Genomic DNA, 16,333 nt, shown 5'->3' on the forward strand with positions numbered 1-16,333 from the left:
TCGCCGGGACCCGTGCGGCGGGCGCACCCCAGCCGCGGGCCGGCGGCGCCTTTGCGCGCCGCCGGCCCGCGGCGGCCTAGCGGAGCGGGGTGAACGCCAGTCGCAGCCGGTGGCCCGTGGGGCGCAGTTCGTACTGGGGCAGCACCCCGGGGCCGCACGAGGCCGATCCGATGCCGTTGTGGGCCAGGTCGAGGTGCAGGTGGATCCGGTCCTCCGGGGTGAGGTCGTGCGGGTGCCGGGCACTGTCGAGGGCGCGGGTGCTCCACCGGCGCGCCGAGAAGTCGAATACGGGGTGGCCCTCGACCCGCAGCCCGGTACCGTCCGCCGCCCGGAAGCACGCCCAGCGGGTGTCGGCGCGGTTCCCGTTCTCCTGCGGGCGGAGGTAGGGCGTCTGCAGCTCGTCGACCGAGCGCGTGTAGCGCCCGACCCGGGCCGCCCGCTGGATGTCCGGGTAAGCCTCACCGGGGCCGCGGCCGAACCACTCGACCGCGCCCAGCTCGGGCGGGAGCGCCAGGTGGACGCCCAGGCGGGGCAGGGGGCAGGGCCACCGCCCGTCGGGCTCGGTGTCCAGGGTCAGCAGGAGGCGGTCCGCGTCGCCGGACCAGGTGTAGCTGACCAGCATTCCCAGGTCGCTGGCCGCGGCGGCGACGCGGGACCGCACAACGAGGCCGTCCTCCGCCATTTCGGTGGCGACGCGGCGCTCGGTGAGCCGGTCCAGTCCGAGCCGGCGCCACTGGTCCTCCACGGAGATGCCGTGTTGCGCGTGGTCGTTGTCGGTGGGGGCGCGCCACAGGTCCAGAGCCACGGGGGAGGACACCGGGACGCCTCCGATGCTTCGTAGCGCGCCCGATGCGGAATCGAAGGTTCCCGGCCCGAGGGTCAGCACACCTTCGGTTCCCGTGGCGGGTGCGGCCCCGGCGGGCTCGGGGCGCGGTGCCGTGCTGCCGAGTTGGGCCTGCCCCCAGGCCACCTCGTGCCCGTCCGGCGCCCAGGCGCGTTCGCCGCCGAGGACGGCCCGCACATTCAGCCAGCTTTCCCTGTCGGTGGCGGGAACCGGGGGCACGGGAAGGGGCACCTCGGTGCTGCCGCCGGGCGGCAGGGCGTCGACGGCGAGCTGTCCTTCGGCGACCACGACGCCCTCCTCGGTCACGCTCCAGAGGAAGGCGAGCCCCGAGGTGTCGGCGAATGCCCAGGTGTTGGTGAGGCGCACAGTCCCGGACGCGGGGTCGGGGCAGATCCGCACCGGCTCGTAGACCTTCTTGAGCTCGCCGAGGCCGGGGCTGGGGGTGCGGTCGGGCAAGAGCAGCCCGTCGGCGACGAAGTTGCCGTCGTGCAGCACCTCGCCGAAGTCGCCGCCGTAGCCGAACCACTCGGTGCCGTCAGGCTCACGGCGCCGGATCCCGTGGTCGATCCACTCCCACACGAACCCGCCCTGGCAGCGGTCGAAGGTCTCGAAGAGCTCCTGGTACTCGGCGAGCCCGCCCGGCCCGGTGCCCATGGCGTGGGCGTACTCGCACAACACGAACGGCAGGGCCCGCCGGTGCGCGTCGTTGGCCGGGTCCGCGGTCCCGGGTTCGGCGTACCGGCCGATCGCCGCGACCTCCTCGTGCGGGGCGTACATCCGGGAGTAGACGTCCACGTACGGGCTGTCCGGGTCCCCCTCGTAGTGGATCGGCCGGCCGGGGTCGCGCTGGCGCGTCCACTCGGCCATGGCGCGCAGGTTCTGCCCGGTCCCGGCCTCGTTGCCCAGCGACCACATGATGACGCTCGGGTGGTTCTTGTCGCGTTCCACCATGCGCCGCATCCGTTCCAGCGTGGCCTCGCCCCACCGCGGGTCGTCGCTGGGGTTGCGGCGCCAGCCGACTTCCTCGAACCCGTGGGTCTCCAGGTCGCACTCGTCGATGACCCACAGCCCGTACTCGTCGCACAGGTCGAGGAAGTCGGGGTGGGGCGGGTAGTGGCTGGTGCGCACGGCGTTGATGTTGTGCTGCTTCATCAGCAGCACGTCGGCGAGCATGGTCGCGTGGTCCAGTACACGGCCGCTGTCGGGGTGCCACTCGTGCCGGTTCACACCGCGCAGCAGGAGGGGGCGGCCGTTGGCCCGCAGCACCCCGCCGGAGGTGTCCACGGTGCGAAAACCGATGCGCACCGGAACGCGTTCGGCCGCGGTGGCCAGCACACCGTGGTAGAGGCGGGGGGTCTCGGCCGACCAGGGCTCGACCGGGCCGACCTCGTGCACGGCGGCGGCCGGGGCGTCGAACAGGCCGAGCTCCTCCACGGTGATCCGGGCGCTGGTCCGGGTGTCGACGCGGAGCGTGCCGGTTCCGGTGGTGTGGTCGTAGCCGGCGTGCAGGAAGAAGTCGTCGAGGCCGCCGGCGGGCCGGGACAGCAGGCGCACGTCGCGGAAGATGCCCGACAGCCACCACATGTCCTGGTCCTCCAGGTAGCTGGCCGCCGACCATTGGTGCACCCGGACCGCGAGCGTGTTGCGTCCCCCGCGCAGCAGCGGCGCGACGTCGAACTCCGTGGGAAGGCGGCTTCCGGTGGAGTAGCCCAGCGCGGTGCCGTTCAGCCAGACCGCGAAGCAGGAGTCCACCCCGTCGAAACGCAGCACGGCCGGGCCGTCGGGCCAGTCGTGGGGCAGGTCGAAGACGCGGCGGTAGTCGCCGGTGGGGTTGTCGTCGGGCACATGCGGCGGGTCGATGGGGAAGGGGTAGCTGACGTTGGTGTAGGCAGGCCGGCCGTGGCCGTGCAGTTGCCAGTGCGCGGGAACGGGCAGCGTGTCCCACCCGGAGTCGTCGAACCCGGGTTGCTCGAACCCGCCGGTTGGCTGGTCAGCGCGGGGCAGCAGCCGGAAGCGCCACGTGCAGTCCAGGTCGAGCTCGGGGGCGTCGGAGCGGAACCGGGCGCGGGGCGGTCGGGTGCCCGCCGAGGGGGCGAAGCTCTCGTAGTAGGGCGGGGACGCGGGCTGCGTGCTGGTCACGGCGCTCCTCAACGCGGGCGGGACGACTGCGGTGCGGCAAGGGTGTCAAGGGCGGGTTACGCGGCCCGGGCGTGCAGCAGGACCGCCTGGGCCGGGTTGAGGTCGGGCAGCTGGATGCCGGCGCGGGTGAGCACCGTCGGGCCGTCGGCCAGCCCGCGCAGCAGAGCGCGGCGGGGCACACCCGACGGGCCCGCCTTACTGGAGTGTCGCATCGTGGACCCTCTCGCCAACAAACGTTCGAACGCATATGAAACCGGTCACGCAGAAGCGCCCACATCATCGGCGGAGTGTTCATATTTAGTCAACACTTCCCACCACAATCGAACACTCGTTTTCGGCGGCCAGCCGAAATACGCGGCCGGTCCGGTCCGGAGTGTTCGCGCGGTGGGTCCTGTGCTGTCCGGCGCGGTGGCCGCCCGTCCGCGGGGCGGTCGCAGGTCACGCGGCCCGGGCACGGTCTCCAACAGGTTCCAACACAGACGTGCCGGGTCCCGCCGCGCGGCGGGACCCGGCACGTGTGGTGTCAGCCGGTGGGTGTCAGTCGGTGGACTCGGATCCGGACTCGAACTCTTCGGGCACCCGGACCGGGCGCAGGTACACCCAGATGCCGAGCAGCGCGGCGAAGACGAGCATCCCGATGCCCGACCACAGGTTGATGTTGACGCCGGCCGCCTGCTCGATGGCCTCGGGGGCCGGATTCACGCCCATGAGGGTCAGGACCACGCCGTAGATGACGAACAGCAGGGCGATGACCAGCCTGATGTCGAACAGGCCGGCGGCGCGGCGGCGCTCTTGGCTGCCGGGGCTCGTGGTGCTCATCGGGTGTGCCTCCTCGTCAGCCGAAGATCAGGTTGAGTGCGATGGTGAGCGCGAGGACAAGACCGGCCATCAGGCCCGGTCGCCGGTACCAGCCCGCGTTCTCGCCGGTTCGGGAGGCCGTTCGGGCGGCCTTGGGGGTCAGCGAGTAGACCAGGCCGACCAGCTCGGACTCGGGCTTGGGCCGGGTAAGCAGGCTGACGACGACGCTGACCACGATGTCGACAACGAACGCCGCGCCCGCGCCGGCGAAGGCCGCCCCCTGGCCGGGCAGGTCGAGAACGCCGGTCTCGGCGAGCACGAACACGACCACGGCCGAGAGCGTTCCCAGCACCAGCCCGCTCCAGCCGGCGGCCGGGGTCATCCGCTTCCAGAACATGCCGAGGATGAACGTGGCGAACAGCGGCGCGTTGAAGAACGAGAAGAGCTGTTGGAGGTAGTCCATCAGGTTCTCGTAGGTGGAGGCGATGAACGCCGTGCCGATGGCGCCGATGGTGGCGCCGACCGTCACCCACGGGCCCATGTTGAGGTAGTAGCGGTCCGGCCTGTCCCGGACGATGTAGGCCTGCCAGATGTCGTAGGTGAACACCGTGTTGAACGAGCTCAGGTTGGCCGCCATCCCGGCCATGAAGGACGCCAGCAGCCCCGCTAGGGCGACGCCGAGAATGCCGTTGGGCAGCAGGTCGCGCATCAAAAGCAGGATCGCGTCGTTGTAGTCGACGTTGGTGGCCTCGCCCGCCTTGTGGGCGACCATCTCCGAGACCGAGACCCCGGCGATCATGCCCGGGATGACGACGATGAACGGGATGAGCAGCTTGGGGACGGCGCCGATGATCGGGGTCCGCTGGGCCGCCGACATGCTTCTGGAGGCCATCGCGCGCTGTACCTCGACGAAGTTCGTGGTCCAGTAGCCGAAGGCGAGCACGAACCCGAGGCCGAAGACGATGCCGAAGACGCTGAGGAAGTTGCTCGTGAACCCGGTGAGCTCGTTGCCGGGCCAGGCGGAGAGCTGCTCGGCCCCGCCGGGGCTGGCACTGACCTGTTCCACCAGCCCGGACCAGCCGCCCACGTTGTACAGCCCGACGAGGGTCAGCGGCAGCAGCGCCGCGACGATGACGAAGAACTGCAGCACCTCGTTGTAGATCGCCGCGGAGAGCCCGCCGAGCGCGGTGTAGGTGAGCACCACGGCCGCGGCCGCGACCAGGGACACCCACAGGGGCCAGCCCAGCAGCAGGTTGACGATACTGGCCAGCAGGAACAGGTTGATGCCCGCGATGAGGATCTGGGCGGTCGCGAAGCTGATGCCGTTGACCAGATGCGCGGCCTTGCCGAACCGGAACAGCATGAACTCCGGGACGCTGCGCACCTTGGAGCCGTAGTAGAACGGCATCATCACGATGCCCAGGAACAGCATGGCCGGTACGGCGCCCACCCAGAAGTAGTGCATCGTCGGCATGCCGTACTGGGCGCCGTTGGCCGACATGCCGATGATCTCGATGGCACCGAGGTTCGCGGCGATGAAGGCGATGCCGGTCACCCACGCCGGCAGCGACCGCCCGGACAGGAAGAAGTCCAGGCTGGTGGAGAGCGAGCGCCGTGCCATGAGGCCAACGCCCAGGACGAAGACGAAGTACAACGCCAGCAACGAGTAGTCGATCGCGCTGGCGTCCAGCCGTAGTTGCTCTTGGGCTAGCACCTGCACGCCGGCCGGTCCTCTCTGCGATCGTGGTTGTTGGAACCCAAAGCCAGGCCGCGCTGGCGATGCGCACCACTTGAATCACGAGTGCCCGTATCGGGCGGTAGGTCAAACACGGGCAAACCAGATCCCCCAGAACAGCGCAGTGTCGTTGGTTGACCTGCGGTTCAGTAGCACGTGTGGTTGGTGGGGAACGTATCTGTTTTCGTGTCGGTGCCGGGCACACCGTGCTCGGTGGTTCGCGGAACTATCCACTCTGAGGTAGCCGTTAGCGAGGTCGGAGGCATAGATCCGAGGGCCCGCGCACCGAGGTTCCGGGTCACGTGGGGCAGAGTGGTTGACACCTGCCACACACATGAAAAACTAATCAAACACATTTCAACACGAATGACCAGACGCGTGGTGTTCGAGGTGCGGGACCAACGTGTCTGGTCGGGTGCTGCCGGGAGCAGGGGAGAGGCGCGGATGCTGGCTGCGCAGCGGCAGGAGCTGATACTCGAACGGGTGCAGCGATCCGGCGGGGTGCGGGTCACCGATCTTGTCGAGAGTTTCGCGGTGTCGGACATGACGATCCGGCGCGACCTGGACGCCCTGGAGAGCCGAGGTGCGATCCGCAAGGTACACGGCGGTGCCGTGGCGCCCTCCGGTGCCAGTACCGAAGAGCCCGGGTTCGAGATCAAGGCGCAACGTCAGGAGCACGAGAAGCATGCCATCGCCCGCGAGGCCGCTCGGCTCGTCGAACCCGACAGCGCGGTGGGGCTCTCGGCGGGAACGACAACCCGCACCGTCGCCGAGTACCTGCGCGACGTCCCCGGGTTGACGGTGGTGACCAACAGCCCCCGCGTGGCCGACGTCTTCTACCGGGCCGCCCGCCCGGACCAGACCGTCGCGCTCACCGGTGGGTTCCGCACCCCCTCGGACGCCCTCGTCGGCCCACTGGCCCTGACCGCTGTGCGCAGCCTGCACCTGGACATCCTCTTCCTCGGAGTGCACGGCATGCAGGAACAGGCGGGGTTCACCACCCCAAACCTCATGGAGGCCGAGACGAACAAGGCGCTCGTGGAGGCGACCCGCACACTCGTGGTCGTGGCCGACCACACCAAGTGGGGCACTGTGGGGCTCAGCACCATCGCCCCGCTGAGCCGGTGCGACGTGCTGGTCACCGACTCCGGGCTGGGCCCCCGGGCATGTGAGACCCTCGCCGAGCGCGTGGCCAGCGTTCGCATCGCCGAAGGCGACGGCGCCACGGAACAGGCGGGCTGATGAGGAAGACTTCCGCGCGGCTCGCCGACGGGCGCGAGATCATCTACTTCGACGAGTCCGACGCGCAACGGGAGCTCCGGGACCCCCGCGACCCCGCGCCGCCGCCGACCGCCTCGGAACTGCGGTTCGACCCGTTGCTGGAGGAGTGGGTGGTCCTGGCCGCCCACCGGCAGGGACGCACCCACCTGCCGGCCACCGCCGAGTGCCCGCTGTGCCCCTCTGGAGGAGGCCGGCAAACCGAGATCCCCGCGTCCTCCTACGACGTGGTGGCCTTCGAGAACCGCTTCCCGGCACTGGCGTTCGGCGACCCGCCCTACGACGGCACCGAGGAACTGCCGGTCCCCCGGAGAGCGGGGGAGGGGCGCTGCGAGGTGCTGTGCTTCGCCGCCGACCACGACGCCTCGTTCGTCGACCTCAGCCCGCGGCGCGTACGCACCATCGTCGACGTGTGGGCCGACCGCACCCGCGAGCTGTCCGAACTGCCCGGCGTGGAGCAGGTGTTCTGCTTCGAGAACCGCGGCCCCGAGATCGGGGTGACCCTGCACCACCCGCACGGCCAGATCTACGCCTACTCCTTCCGCACCCCGCGCACCCGCCGGACGCTCGACTCCGCCCAGCGCTACCGCGAACGCACCGGGCGCGACCTGTTCGCCGACGACCTGCGGGCCGAGCGGAACGCGGGGGTTCGCGTGGTTCGGCGGAGCGAGCACTGGACGGCGTTCGTGCCGGCCGCCGCCCGCTGGCCGGTCGAGCTGCGGATCTACCCCAACCGGCGCGTCGCGGACCTGCCGGAGCTGACCGACGCGGAACGCGACGACTTCAGCCTGCTCTACCTCGACATTCTCGGGCGGCTGGACCGCCTGTTCGACGCGCCCCTGCCCTACGTCGCCGCCTGGCACCAGGCCCCGGTGCGCACCCAGCGGGACCTTGCCTACCTGCACCTGGAGCTTTTCTCCGTGCGGCGCGCCCCGGGCAAGCTCAAGTACCTCGCCGGGTCCGAGGCCGCCATGGGCGTCTTCGTCAACGACGTCCTTCCCGAGACCACCGCCCAACGACTCCGCGAGGCCGCACCATGAAAATCCTGGTCACCGGGGGCGCCGGCTACATCGGCAGCGTCGTCACGGCGCTGCTGCTCCAGGCCGGACACACAGTCACCGTGCTCGACGACCTCTCCACCGGCCACCGCGACGCGGTTCCCCAAGGGGCGTCGTTCGTCGCGGCCGACGTGACCGAAGCGGGAGACGTACTCGACCCCTCCTACGGCGCCGTCCTGCACTTCGCCGCGAAGTCGCTGGTCAGCGAGTCCACCCGGGACCCGGGGCCGTACTGGCGCACCAATGTCGCGGGCACCCTCGCGCTCCTTGAGGCGACGCGCCGGCACGGCACCGAACGGATGGTGTTCTCCTCCACCGCGGCCGTCTACGGCGAACCGGCCTCGACCCCGATAGCCGAGACCGACCCGGCGCTGCCCACCAACCCGTACGGCGCCAGCAAGCTCGCCACCGACCGGATGCTGGAGTCCTGGTCCCAGGCCTACGGGCTCGGGGCGGTGAGCCTGCGCTACTTCAACGTCGCCGGGGCCCGCGGCCCGCTCGGTGAGCGGCACGACCCCGAGACCCACCTCGTGCCCAACCTCCTGCGGGTGGCCGCCGGCTCGGCCGAGAACGCCCAGATCCACGGCACCGACTACCCCACACCGGACGGTTCGGCGGTACGCGACTACCTGCACGTCGTCGACCTCGCCGAGGCCCACCTGCGCGCCCTCGACCGGGTCGCACCGGGCCGCTTCCGGGTCTACAACCTCGGGACCGGCAGCGGGTACTCGGTGCGCGAGGTGCTCGGCGCCGTCCGGCGGGTCACGGGCCAGCCGGTGCCCGCGGTCGAGGGCCCGCGCCGGCCGGGCGACCCCGCGGTGCTCGTCGCCGGAAACGAACGTGCCCAGCGGGAGCTGGGCTGGGAGGTGCGCCGGACGATCGACGAGATTGTCGCCGACGCCTGGTCGTTCACCCGGGAACGGAGCGCACACCGATGAACGGGACCGCGGCGGAGTTCGAGTGGACCTTCGGATACCCGGCCGAGAGCGTGTGGAGCGCACCGGGGCGGATCAACCTCATCGGGGAGCACACCGACTACAACGACGGGTTCGTGCTGCCCATGGCCCTGGACCACTCCCTGGCCGTGGCCGCCGCGCGGCGCGACGACGGGACAGTGCGGCTGCGCTCCCGGCAGGAACCCGGCGCGACCGACGTCGCGGTCGACGAGCTGGAACCGGGGTCGGTAACCGGCTGGGCGGGTTACCCCGCCGGCGCAATCTGGGCACTGCTCCGCTGCGGCCACCGGGTCGGCGGGCTCGACCTGCTCGTTGACAGCACGATCCCCACCGGAGCGGGCCTGTCCTCGTCGGCGGCACTGACCTGCGCCACCGCGCTGGCCACCCTGCACCTTTACGGCATCGACACCGACAGGAGGAGCATCGCCCGCGCGGCCCAGCACGCCGAAGGCGAGTTCGTGGGAATGCCGTGCGGCATCCTGGACCAGTCCGCGGTGCTGTTGGCCGAACGCGGCCACGCGCTGTTCATGGACACGCGTTCGCTACAGACCGAGCAGGTGCCGGTCGACCTGGCCGAACACGGCCTGGCGTTGCTGACGATCGACACGCGCGCGCCGCACAGGCTGGTGGGCGGCGAGTACGCCGAACGCCGCCGCTGCTGCGAGCAGGCCGCGCGGACTCTGGGAGTGCCGGCGCTGCGGGAGATCGACGCGGCGCGGCTCCCCGAGACCCTTGACGCGTTGGACGACGACCGCACGCGGCGCCGGGTGCGCCACGTGGTCACCGAGAACGAACGGGTGCTGCGGACCGTGGAGCTGCTGCGCGCCGGGAAGCTCCGCGACGTCGGCCCACTGCTCACCGCCTCCCATGTCTCGTTGCGCGACGACTACGAGGTCAGCGTCGCGGAGGTGGACACCGCCGTGGACGCGGCCCTGGAAGCGGGGGCCCTGGGCGCTCGCATCACGGGCGGCGGGTTCGGCGGGTGCGTCATCGCCCTGGTCGACGAGCACCGGGCCAGCGCCTGCACGGAGGCGGTGCGCGCGGCATACCACCGCAACGGCTTCACCCCGCCGGAGACCTTCACCGTCACCCCCGCGGCCGGGGCCCGCCGAGAGGCGTGAACGCGCACGGCTCCGGCCGCCCGGCCCTGACCGCGGTACACAGCTCGGGGGTGCGGGTTTAGACGAACTCCCCGGTCGGGACAGTCCTTGAGCCGGTGTGGGGTGCGCATTCACTAGAGCCGTCCCAGTGAGGCCGTTGATGCGGTGGAATGCTGGCTATGCGGAGATTTCGACGTTTGGGATCGGCTGGGCTGCTGTGGGTGCGGCGGTATCGGATGCGGTTGCTTGCCGTGCTGGTGGTGCCGGTCGTGGTGGTGGTGCTGTGGGCGCTGCTGGGTCCGGTGGCACGGTGGGCGGCGGGTCCGGTGGTGCTGGATTTGCCGGGTAAGGATCAGGCGGCAGCGATGAACGCGGTGCGTCAGACGCTGTTGCAGGCGGCGGGAGGTACGGCGGCGCTGTCGGCGCTGGTGTTCACGGCGACGAACTACCTGCTGAACCGGCGGGGCCAGTTCACCGACCGCTACACGGCGGCCATTGCGCAGTTGGCCTCGGAGAAGATGGAAGAGCGCATCGGCGGCATCTACGCGCTGGAGCACCTGATGCGCGAGTCGGAGCGGGATCACTCCACGGTGGTGGAGGTGCTGGCGTCGTTCGTCCGCGAGAATGCGCCAGCACTGGAGGAGCGGGCGATTTCGGCGGATCGTGGGCGGTGGATGCATCCGCCGATCGGAACGGAAGACGAGCCCGAAGACACAGCGCAGGATCGACCGGCGACGGATATCCAGGCCGCATTGACCGTGCTCGCTCGACGCCCGAAACGGGTTGAGCCGAACCCCGTTGATCTCCGACGGACGAATTTGCGGGGAGCGGACCTACGGGGCGCGCAGCTCGACCACGCGAGCCTGAATGGCGCGCAGCTCAATGACGCGTTCCTGGAGGGCGCGCAGTTCAACCGCGCGAGCCTGGATGCCGCGCAGCTCAATGACGCGCTCCTAGTGGACGCGCAGCTCGACCACGCGCTCCTGAATGGCGCGCAGCTCAATGACGCGCTCCTAGGGGACGCGCAGCTCAACGGCGCGGACCTGATGGGCGCGCAGTTCAACCGCGCGAGCCTGGATGCCGCGCAGTTCAACCACGCGCTCCTGCATCGCGCGCAGTTCAACCGCGCGAGCCTGAATGGCGCGCAGCTCAATGACGCGTTCCTGGGGGGCGCGCAGCTCAAAGATGCGGAACTGACTGAAGCTAACTTGACTAACGTTATATGGACGCCTTCCACGCTTTGGCCCAGCCGGGACTTAGCTGATCGCATACGAGTTCGCTCAGAGGAAGTTGAGTCAGGGGTGTGGAGAGTCACTGGCGAAGTCGGGCCTGCTCGCCCCACGGAAGGAACCGTGTAGAGATACGAGATCCCTACCAACGAGGGAACCGCCGGTGGGTGCAGTGTTGGGGGTGCAGTGGTACGGGGCAGGTATGAACGCTGGCCGGAAGGCTGTCTCCGCTGTTCCCCGAGAGCCCTTCATACCGGAGACCATCTACGTCCCCAGTGACGACACTGGGTGGTTGGTTCCACTGCGCCATAGTGAGCACCCCGAGATGTGGCGCGCCCACATGGAGTCCAATGGCCCTGTGGTGAGCCAGGGGGAGTTCGACCCCCCGGCTGCCTGCGGAACTGCGCGACCCCGTGAAGTGACCCCCGCGCGTGGCCCGGCGTGGGACGACGCACGGAGGTCTGTGCTCGGTGACGTTGGCCCTGGTGGGCTGTCTTCCGCTTGGTTGTGGTCGGCTCAGAGGGGGCAGGGGTGGCCGATCGGATTGATAGCAGCGAACCGGCATCCGGGTGCGGGGCACTTCCAGTTGGCGGTGACTCGCTTCACCGTTGGGGATTCTGAATCGTCGTGGCGGGTGAGTAGTTCGCGCACTTCAAGGGAGGTTTCGCGTACTGTGCCGAGCCAGTAGGTGCGGTCCTCGGTGGCCGCGATCAGTTCGTCAACGAGGTCCCTGAGCGTGTGGCGTTCCGTAGGGGTGAGGGTCACCGGTTCTCCTCCCGCACCGCGTCCCGCAGGGCGTAGACGTCGCCCATGCCGAACAGGCGCCACCCGTTGTGGTCGGTGACGCAGGCGATGCGTCCCGCGCGGGCCCACTGGCGCATTGTGGAGGGGGAGATGCCCAGTTCGTGTGCTGCCTCCCCGGTGGACAGCACGAGGAAGTTCAGGTGCTGGTAGGGGTTGTTCCCCTCGGGGGCGGTCACCGGTGCACCCCCAGACCGGCCAGGAGAGCCAGGCCTGCGAACTGGCCGAACGCGTGGGCCTGAATAAGCAGGTAGGGCCGGATTCGCGCGCTTTGGCGCGGTGGCAGACTGGTCAACGTCATCAGCTCCTCGGGCTGGTGGCCGTGCCCCCGGACGGCCGTAATCCGTCGCGGGGGTCTCGTGTTTCCCACCCTTCTCCGTAAAGGCAGGTCGTGGGATCGGCCAGCAGTAGGCCACTTGTAGGCCAGCTTTCATAAGCCACAATGGATTCATGGCCCCCGAGACCATTCACCAGATGCTCAAGCGACACCGCAAATCACTCGGTTGGACGCAACAGCAATTGGCCGACGCCTTGTGTCAGGAAGCGGGACGCGCCACGCTGACGCGCCAGGAGATCTACCGCTGGGAAAAGGGGCGTCGGGTGCCGACGTTCTGGCTGTCCCATCTCGCGTCGGTCCTCGGCATTACTCGGGACGAGCTTGAACGCGTAACCTCGGCGATGATGAACGAGGATGACCGCGACCGTATCGCCCACAGCCTTGCCGCACCCTCACATGTGGATGCCGGCACCGTAGCCGCGCTCGCCGATGTACTCGCGGCGCAACGACGGCTGGACGACTCCCTTCCTGCTACCACGATGCTGCCGGCCACCGCAGCACAGTGGGAGTCTGTAGAACAGCTGGCGCGTGAGGCTCGCGGCCCCCACGCAGATGCGCTTCGCTACGTGGCCGCTGAATATGTGCAGTTCCTGGGGTGGCTCCATGCCGAAGCACGCAATGACCGGTACGCCGTTCGCTACCTCACCGAAGCGGAGGAGCGCGCCGACGATCTGGACGACGGTCCGCTAGTCGCGCAAGCGGCCAACTTCAAGGGCTACCTGGCGCGCCAACAGGGGCGGCCCCGGGCTGTCGTGCGATGGTTTTCCGCCGCGTACCACACGCCCGGAGCGGCGCCACTGCAACGTGTCGGGGACGCGGTCCAAGCGGCACATGGGTACGCGCTTCTCGGGGAACGTGAGACGGCCCGGCGGCTGTTGGGCGAGGCATCTGACCTCGCCGACGAAGCGGCAGGCACAGAGGCCCCGGATACCGCCTACTGGCTGTCTCCCACTTTTTCCCGTATGGGTATGGGCCTTGTCCACCTCGCGTTGGGGGATAACGCGGAGGCAGCGGCCAACCTCCGGGCTGGACTGGACGGTCTTCCCACAGAGCAACGGGATGCGGAATGGACTCGTGAGTACCGGGTCGCATTGGAGCAAGCGCAGGCCGCGTGAGGAATCTACCGGCAGATTGCGGAAATCGGCCAATAAGGTGCTTCCGGAATGGCGCAGTTCCGAAATTCCAGGGCGTTGTGCAGGAACCACACCCTCACGATCGCCGATGAGGGTGCGCGCTATCCCGTGGTGAGCCACCGGATGCCGAGCTGTTCGAGCCGTGCGGCGTCCGCCTCGTGGACCGGCGCGCGTCCGGTGGCTTTGCGCAGGAACTCGGGGTGGTCCCAGTCGAGATCCTGCGCCGCGGCCTCCTGGTTGGGGCCGAGCAGCAGCCCCAGTACGGCATCCCCGGCCTGGGGTGTCAGCCACGGCTCGCGCCCCAGCGCGTCGGCCAGGTCCAGGCCGTGCACCGCGACCTCGACCACCCGGGTGAGTAGGAACTCCGACAGCAGCATCACATCGCCGTGCCGGGTGCGCACCACACGGTCCTCGGGTTCGGCCCGGCACAGCCGGTCCACCTGTTCCCAGGTGGCGGTGAAGTCGTCGACGAGCGCGGCATCGCTGGGCTGTGCGGCCACGTGGGCGCGGGCGAGGTCGATCCGGTCCCGGTTGGCCTCGGGGGCATACCGGTCGTCGGGCCGGTAGTACTCCGCGGCCGACACCTCCGCCGCGACCGAGGGAGACGCGGCCAGCATGTCCGGAAGCCACGCGGTCGCCACGCGGACATGCCCGAGAAGCTCGCGCACCGACCAGGGCGCGCACCGCGTTGGACGCTCCCACTCGGCACCGTAGACGCCGGTGAGCGCCCGGGAGAGTTCCCCCGCCTCACAGCGGAATACGTCCAACACCCGACCCTGATTCATGCGGGCAAAGGTACCAATGGGCACAACCCGAGCACAGTCCACGGTGCGCTGCTATTGCTCGGCCGCAGGGCTCATCGGGGATGTCTGCGGGGTCGGTCTCGGCGCCGAGCCTGTCCGCATGGTCGGATTCGGGGCGGGACGGCGCCCGCCGCGCCGCCTAGCGCTGGCTAGATCTTGCCCGGGGGCGCTCCGTAGTCGCCCGGAGGGCCGTACTGACCGGGTCCGTACTGGCCCGGGCCGTAGCCGCTGGCGGCCTGGAGGCGGGTCCGGTGGCGGGAACGCCGCACCGCGGTCACCACGATCATCGTCAGGCCCGCGATGACGCCCAGCAGCGGCACCAGGATCAGCGCGGCGATGGATCCCACGATCCCCATTGCGTTATCACCGAGGCCCGGGCCGTAGCCCACGCTGAACCCGGCATTGGTGCTCGCGTCGCACTCAACGGTGTACTCACCGGTTTCGGTGATGTCGAGTTGTGCGACGAGGACCCACCTCTCGTCGTTGACGGTGGTCTCGCTGCTGTATCCCGGATCGGAGATTGCCACCTGCCCGCCGGGCCCGGTGACCTCGCAGTTCTCCTCTGCGTCACGGGAAGAGATGTCCTGGTCGGCGTAGAGCTTCCAGGTGTCGGAGTCGGTGTTGGCCTCGTCTGCCTCGAAGGTGGCCGGTTCACCCGCGTCGAACTCGGCGGCGGTGCTGGTGCTGTTGACGACACCGGCGATGCCCAGGATGAAGCCGGTGATCCCTCCTGCGATTCCGAGAACGATGACCAGGCCGCCCACCCAGAACCAGAGCTTTCTGGGCCGGAGCACGGCGGGGTCGGGTGCCGGGGGAACGGCCATCGGGGGATCCTCCTCGCAGGGGTGGCCGCCAAGCGGCCGCAGTCGAGTTGAGGCGAGGTTATCAACCAACCATGTTCGTCGAATCGCCGCACCGGTCACCGCTGGCTAGGTCTTGCCCGGGGGCGCTCTGTAGCTGTCCGGAGGGCCGTACTGGCCGGGTCCGTACTGGCCCGGGCCGTAGCCGCTGGCGGCCTGGAGGCGGGTCCGGTGGTGGGAACGCCGCACCGCGGTCACCACGATCATCGTCAGGCCCGCGATGACGCCCAGCAGCGGCACCAGGAACAGCGCGGCGATGGATCCCACGATCCCCAGTGTGGCAGAGGCCGCGTGCGGGCCGTAGCCCACGGTGAAGTAGGCATAGGTGTTCGCGTCGCACTCAATAGTGTATTCGCCGGGCTCGGTGATATCGAGTTGCGAGATGAGAATCCGTGTCTCTCCGTCGACGGTCGAGTTCCTGCCGTAATCCGGCTGGGAGAGCGCCACCTGCCCGTCGGGCCCGGTGACCTCGCAGTCTCGCTCGACGTCACTGAAGGGTATGTCCTGGTTGGCGAAGAGCTTCCAGAAGTCGGAGTCGGTGTTGGCCTGCTCGGCCTCGAAGGTGGCCTTCCCACCCGCGCTGAACTCGGCGGCGGTGGTGATGTTGGAGGCAACGGAGGCGACGCCCAGCACGAACCCGGTGATTCCCCCGACGATTCCGAGAACGATGGTTAGGCCGCCCACCCAGAACCAGAGCTTTCTGGGCCGGAGCACGGCGGGGTCGGGTGCCGGGGGAACGGCCATCGGGGGATCCTCCTTGTGGGAGCGGCCACCAAGCGGTCGAGTCGGGGAGACTACCAACCACCATGTTCGCCGTGCGTCGAGTACCAATCCCCGCACCTCCCCAGAGGCCGTGCGAGGCGGGCTGTCGCCCCCGTGGCCGGCATTGGTCAGACAAGAGGGGCGAGTACGGGCGTAAACCGCGGCGGCCCAGCGGACGTCTTCCTTGGAAGAGGATTGGGTGAGCTGGCGCGGTGCGCCCCGAGGCGCCTATGTGCCCTCGTGCGGGTTGCGATACCGCGCGGAACCCCCACCAGCGCGGCAGTTCTCAGGCTTCACGGATTCCGCGGAATCGCTTGTTAATCCGATTAACACTCGATAGCTTTGCCCCACCAAGGCTCGACGTCGCCGGAATCCCGGTCTCGCGGGCGATCCGGCCGGGCTCCGACCGACACCGAACGGGACCGGCGGAACGCCCACCCGGCCCCGACCGCCCCGTGAGCCGCGTCCGCAACCGTGCGGTCGGCAGCCGCAGACGAGTG

The 16,333-nt window shown here is 69.6% G+C and carries 16 protein-coding genes; 6 read left to right on the top strand and 10 right to left on the bottom strand.

The window, feature by feature from the left end; translation table 11 throughout:
- Positions 1 to 76 precede the first annotated feature (76 nt).
- The 4 genes from F4561_RS09360 to F4561_RS09375 all read right to left on the bottom strand — a co-directional run bounded on the left by F4561_RS09360 (position 77) and on the right by F4561_RS09375 (position 5,501).
- Positions 77 to 2,983: a glycoside hydrolase family 2 TIM barrel-domain containing protein gene (locus tag F4561_RS09360; RefSeq protein ID WP_184576758.1), complete on the bottom strand. Its 2,907-nt coding sequence runs from the start codon at positions 2,981 to 2,983 to the stop codon at positions 77 to 79.
- Between the two features lie 56 nt (positions 2,984 to 3,039).
- Positions 3,040 to 3,195, bottom strand: a complete 156-nt coding sequence (locus F4561_RS09365) for a hypothetical protein (RefSeq protein WP_184576762.1) — start codon at positions 3,193 to 3,195, stop codon at positions 3,040 to 3,042.
- 325 nt (positions 3,196 to 3,520) lie between these two features.
- Entirely contained in the window at positions 3,521 to 3,802 is a 282-nt protein-coding gene (locus F4561_RS09370) for a hypothetical protein (RefSeq protein WP_184576765.1), read from the bottom strand.
- 16 nt (positions 3,803 to 3,818) lie between these two features.
- Entirely contained in the window at positions 3,819 to 5,501 is a 1,683-nt protein-coding gene (locus tag F4561_RS09375; RefSeq protein WP_184576768.1) for a sodium:solute symporter family protein, read from the bottom strand.
- A gap of 459 nt (positions 5,502 to 5,960) precedes the next feature.
- Between F4561_RS09375 and F4561_RS09380 the strand changes: the two genes are divergently transcribed.
- The 5 genes from F4561_RS09380 (at position 5,961) to F4561_RS09400 (ending at position 11,266) form a co-directional block, all read left to right on the top strand.
- On the top strand, positions 5,961 to 6,758 hold the full coding sequence (locus tag F4561_RS09380; protein WP_184583412.1) for a DeoR/GlpR family DNA-binding transcription regulator: 798 nt from the start codon (positions 5,961 to 5,963) through the stop codon (positions 6,756 to 6,758).
- Positions 6,758 to 7,834, top strand: a complete 1,077-nt coding sequence (gene galT, locus F4561_RS09385) for a galactose-1-phosphate uridylyltransferase (protein ID WP_184576771.1) — start codon at positions 6,758 to 6,760, stop codon at positions 7,832 to 7,834. Before F4561_RS09380 ends, galT begins: the two co-directional genes overlap by 1 nt.
- Entirely contained in the window at positions 7,831 to 8,790 is a 960-nt protein-coding gene (gene galE / locus F4561_RS09390) for a UDP-glucose 4-epimerase GalE (protein ID WP_184576774.1), read from the top strand. Before galT ends, galE begins: the two co-directional genes overlap by 4 nt.
- Positions 8,787 to 9,929, top strand: coding sequence for a galactokinase (galK, locus tag F4561_RS09395; RefSeq protein ID WP_184576777.1), 1,143 nt, complete (start codon positions 8,787 to 8,789; stop codon positions 9,927 to 9,929). Before galE ends, galK begins: the two co-directional genes overlap by 4 nt.
- Before the next feature lie 230 nt (positions 9,930 to 10,159).
- Positions 10,160 to 11,266 carry a pentapeptide repeat-containing protein gene (locus F4561_RS09400; RefSeq protein WP_312885586.1) on the top strand — a complete coding sequence of 369 codons (1,107 nt, stop codon included), beginning with the start codon at positions 10,160 to 10,162 and terminating at the stop codon, positions 11,264 to 11,266.
- A 387-nt stretch (positions 11,267 to 11,653) separates the two neighbouring features.
- Here the strand turns inward: F4561_RS09400 and F4561_RS09405 are convergent, their stop codons facing one another.
- The 3 genes from F4561_RS09405 to F4561_RS33195 are packed head-to-tail and all read right to left on the bottom strand — an operon-like array spanning position 11,654 to position 12,239.
- Entirely contained in the window at positions 11,654 to 11,902 is a 249-nt protein-coding gene (locus tag F4561_RS09405; RefSeq protein ID WP_184576781.1) for a hypothetical protein, read from the bottom strand.
- Positions 11,899 to 12,117, bottom strand: a complete 219-nt coding sequence (locus F4561_RS32445) for a MerR family DNA-binding transcriptional regulator (protein WP_184576783.1) — start codon at positions 12,115 to 12,117, stop codon at positions 11,899 to 11,901. The genes F4561_RS09405 and F4561_RS32445 overlap by 4 nt, the downstream gene beginning before the upstream one ends.
- On the bottom strand, positions 12,114 to 12,239 hold the full coding sequence (locus F4561_RS33195) for a hypothetical protein (protein ID WP_281384054.1): 126 nt from the start codon (positions 12,237 to 12,239) through the stop codon (positions 12,114 to 12,116). Before F4561_RS33195 ends, F4561_RS32445 begins: the two co-directional genes overlap by 4 nt.
- 149 nt (positions 12,240 to 12,388) lie before the next feature.
- Here F4561_RS33195 and F4561_RS09415 point away from each other — a divergent pair, with 149 nt between their 5' ends.
- Positions 12,389 to 13,390: a helix-turn-helix transcriptional regulator gene (locus F4561_RS09415; protein ID WP_221445423.1), complete on the top strand. Its 1,002-nt coding sequence runs from the start codon at positions 12,389 to 12,391 to the stop codon at positions 13,388 to 13,390.
- A 119-nt stretch (positions 13,391 to 13,509) separates the two neighbouring features.
- On the opposite strand, the gene F4561_RS09420 is transcribed toward F4561_RS09415, so the two are convergent.
- The 3 genes from F4561_RS09420 to F4561_RS09430 form a co-directional block, all read right to left on the bottom strand.
- Positions 13,510 to 14,193, bottom strand: coding sequence for a maleylpyruvate isomerase N-terminal domain-containing protein (locus F4561_RS09420; protein WP_184576785.1), 684 nt, complete (start codon positions 14,191 to 14,193; stop codon positions 13,510 to 13,512).
- 167 nt (positions 14,194 to 14,360) lie between these two features.
- Entirely contained in the window at positions 14,361 to 15,035 is a 675-nt protein-coding gene (locus F4561_RS09425; protein ID WP_184576787.1) for a hypothetical protein, read from the bottom strand.
- A gap of 105 nt (positions 15,036 to 15,140) precedes the next feature.
- The gene (locus F4561_RS09430; protein WP_184576789.1) at positions 15,141 to 15,815 is read right to left on the bottom strand and encodes a hypothetical protein; all 675 of its coding nucleotides are present in this window, start codon (positions 15,813 to 15,815) and stop codon (positions 15,141 to 15,143) included.
- Positions 15,816 to 16,333: the final 518 nt, after the last annotated feature.

Origin of the sequence: Lipingzhangella halophila (assembly GCF_014203805.1) — a bacterium.
Taxonomy (GTDB): domain Bacteria; phylum Actinomycetota; class Actinomycetes; order Streptosporangiales; family Streptosporangiaceae; genus Lipingzhangella; species Lipingzhangella halophila.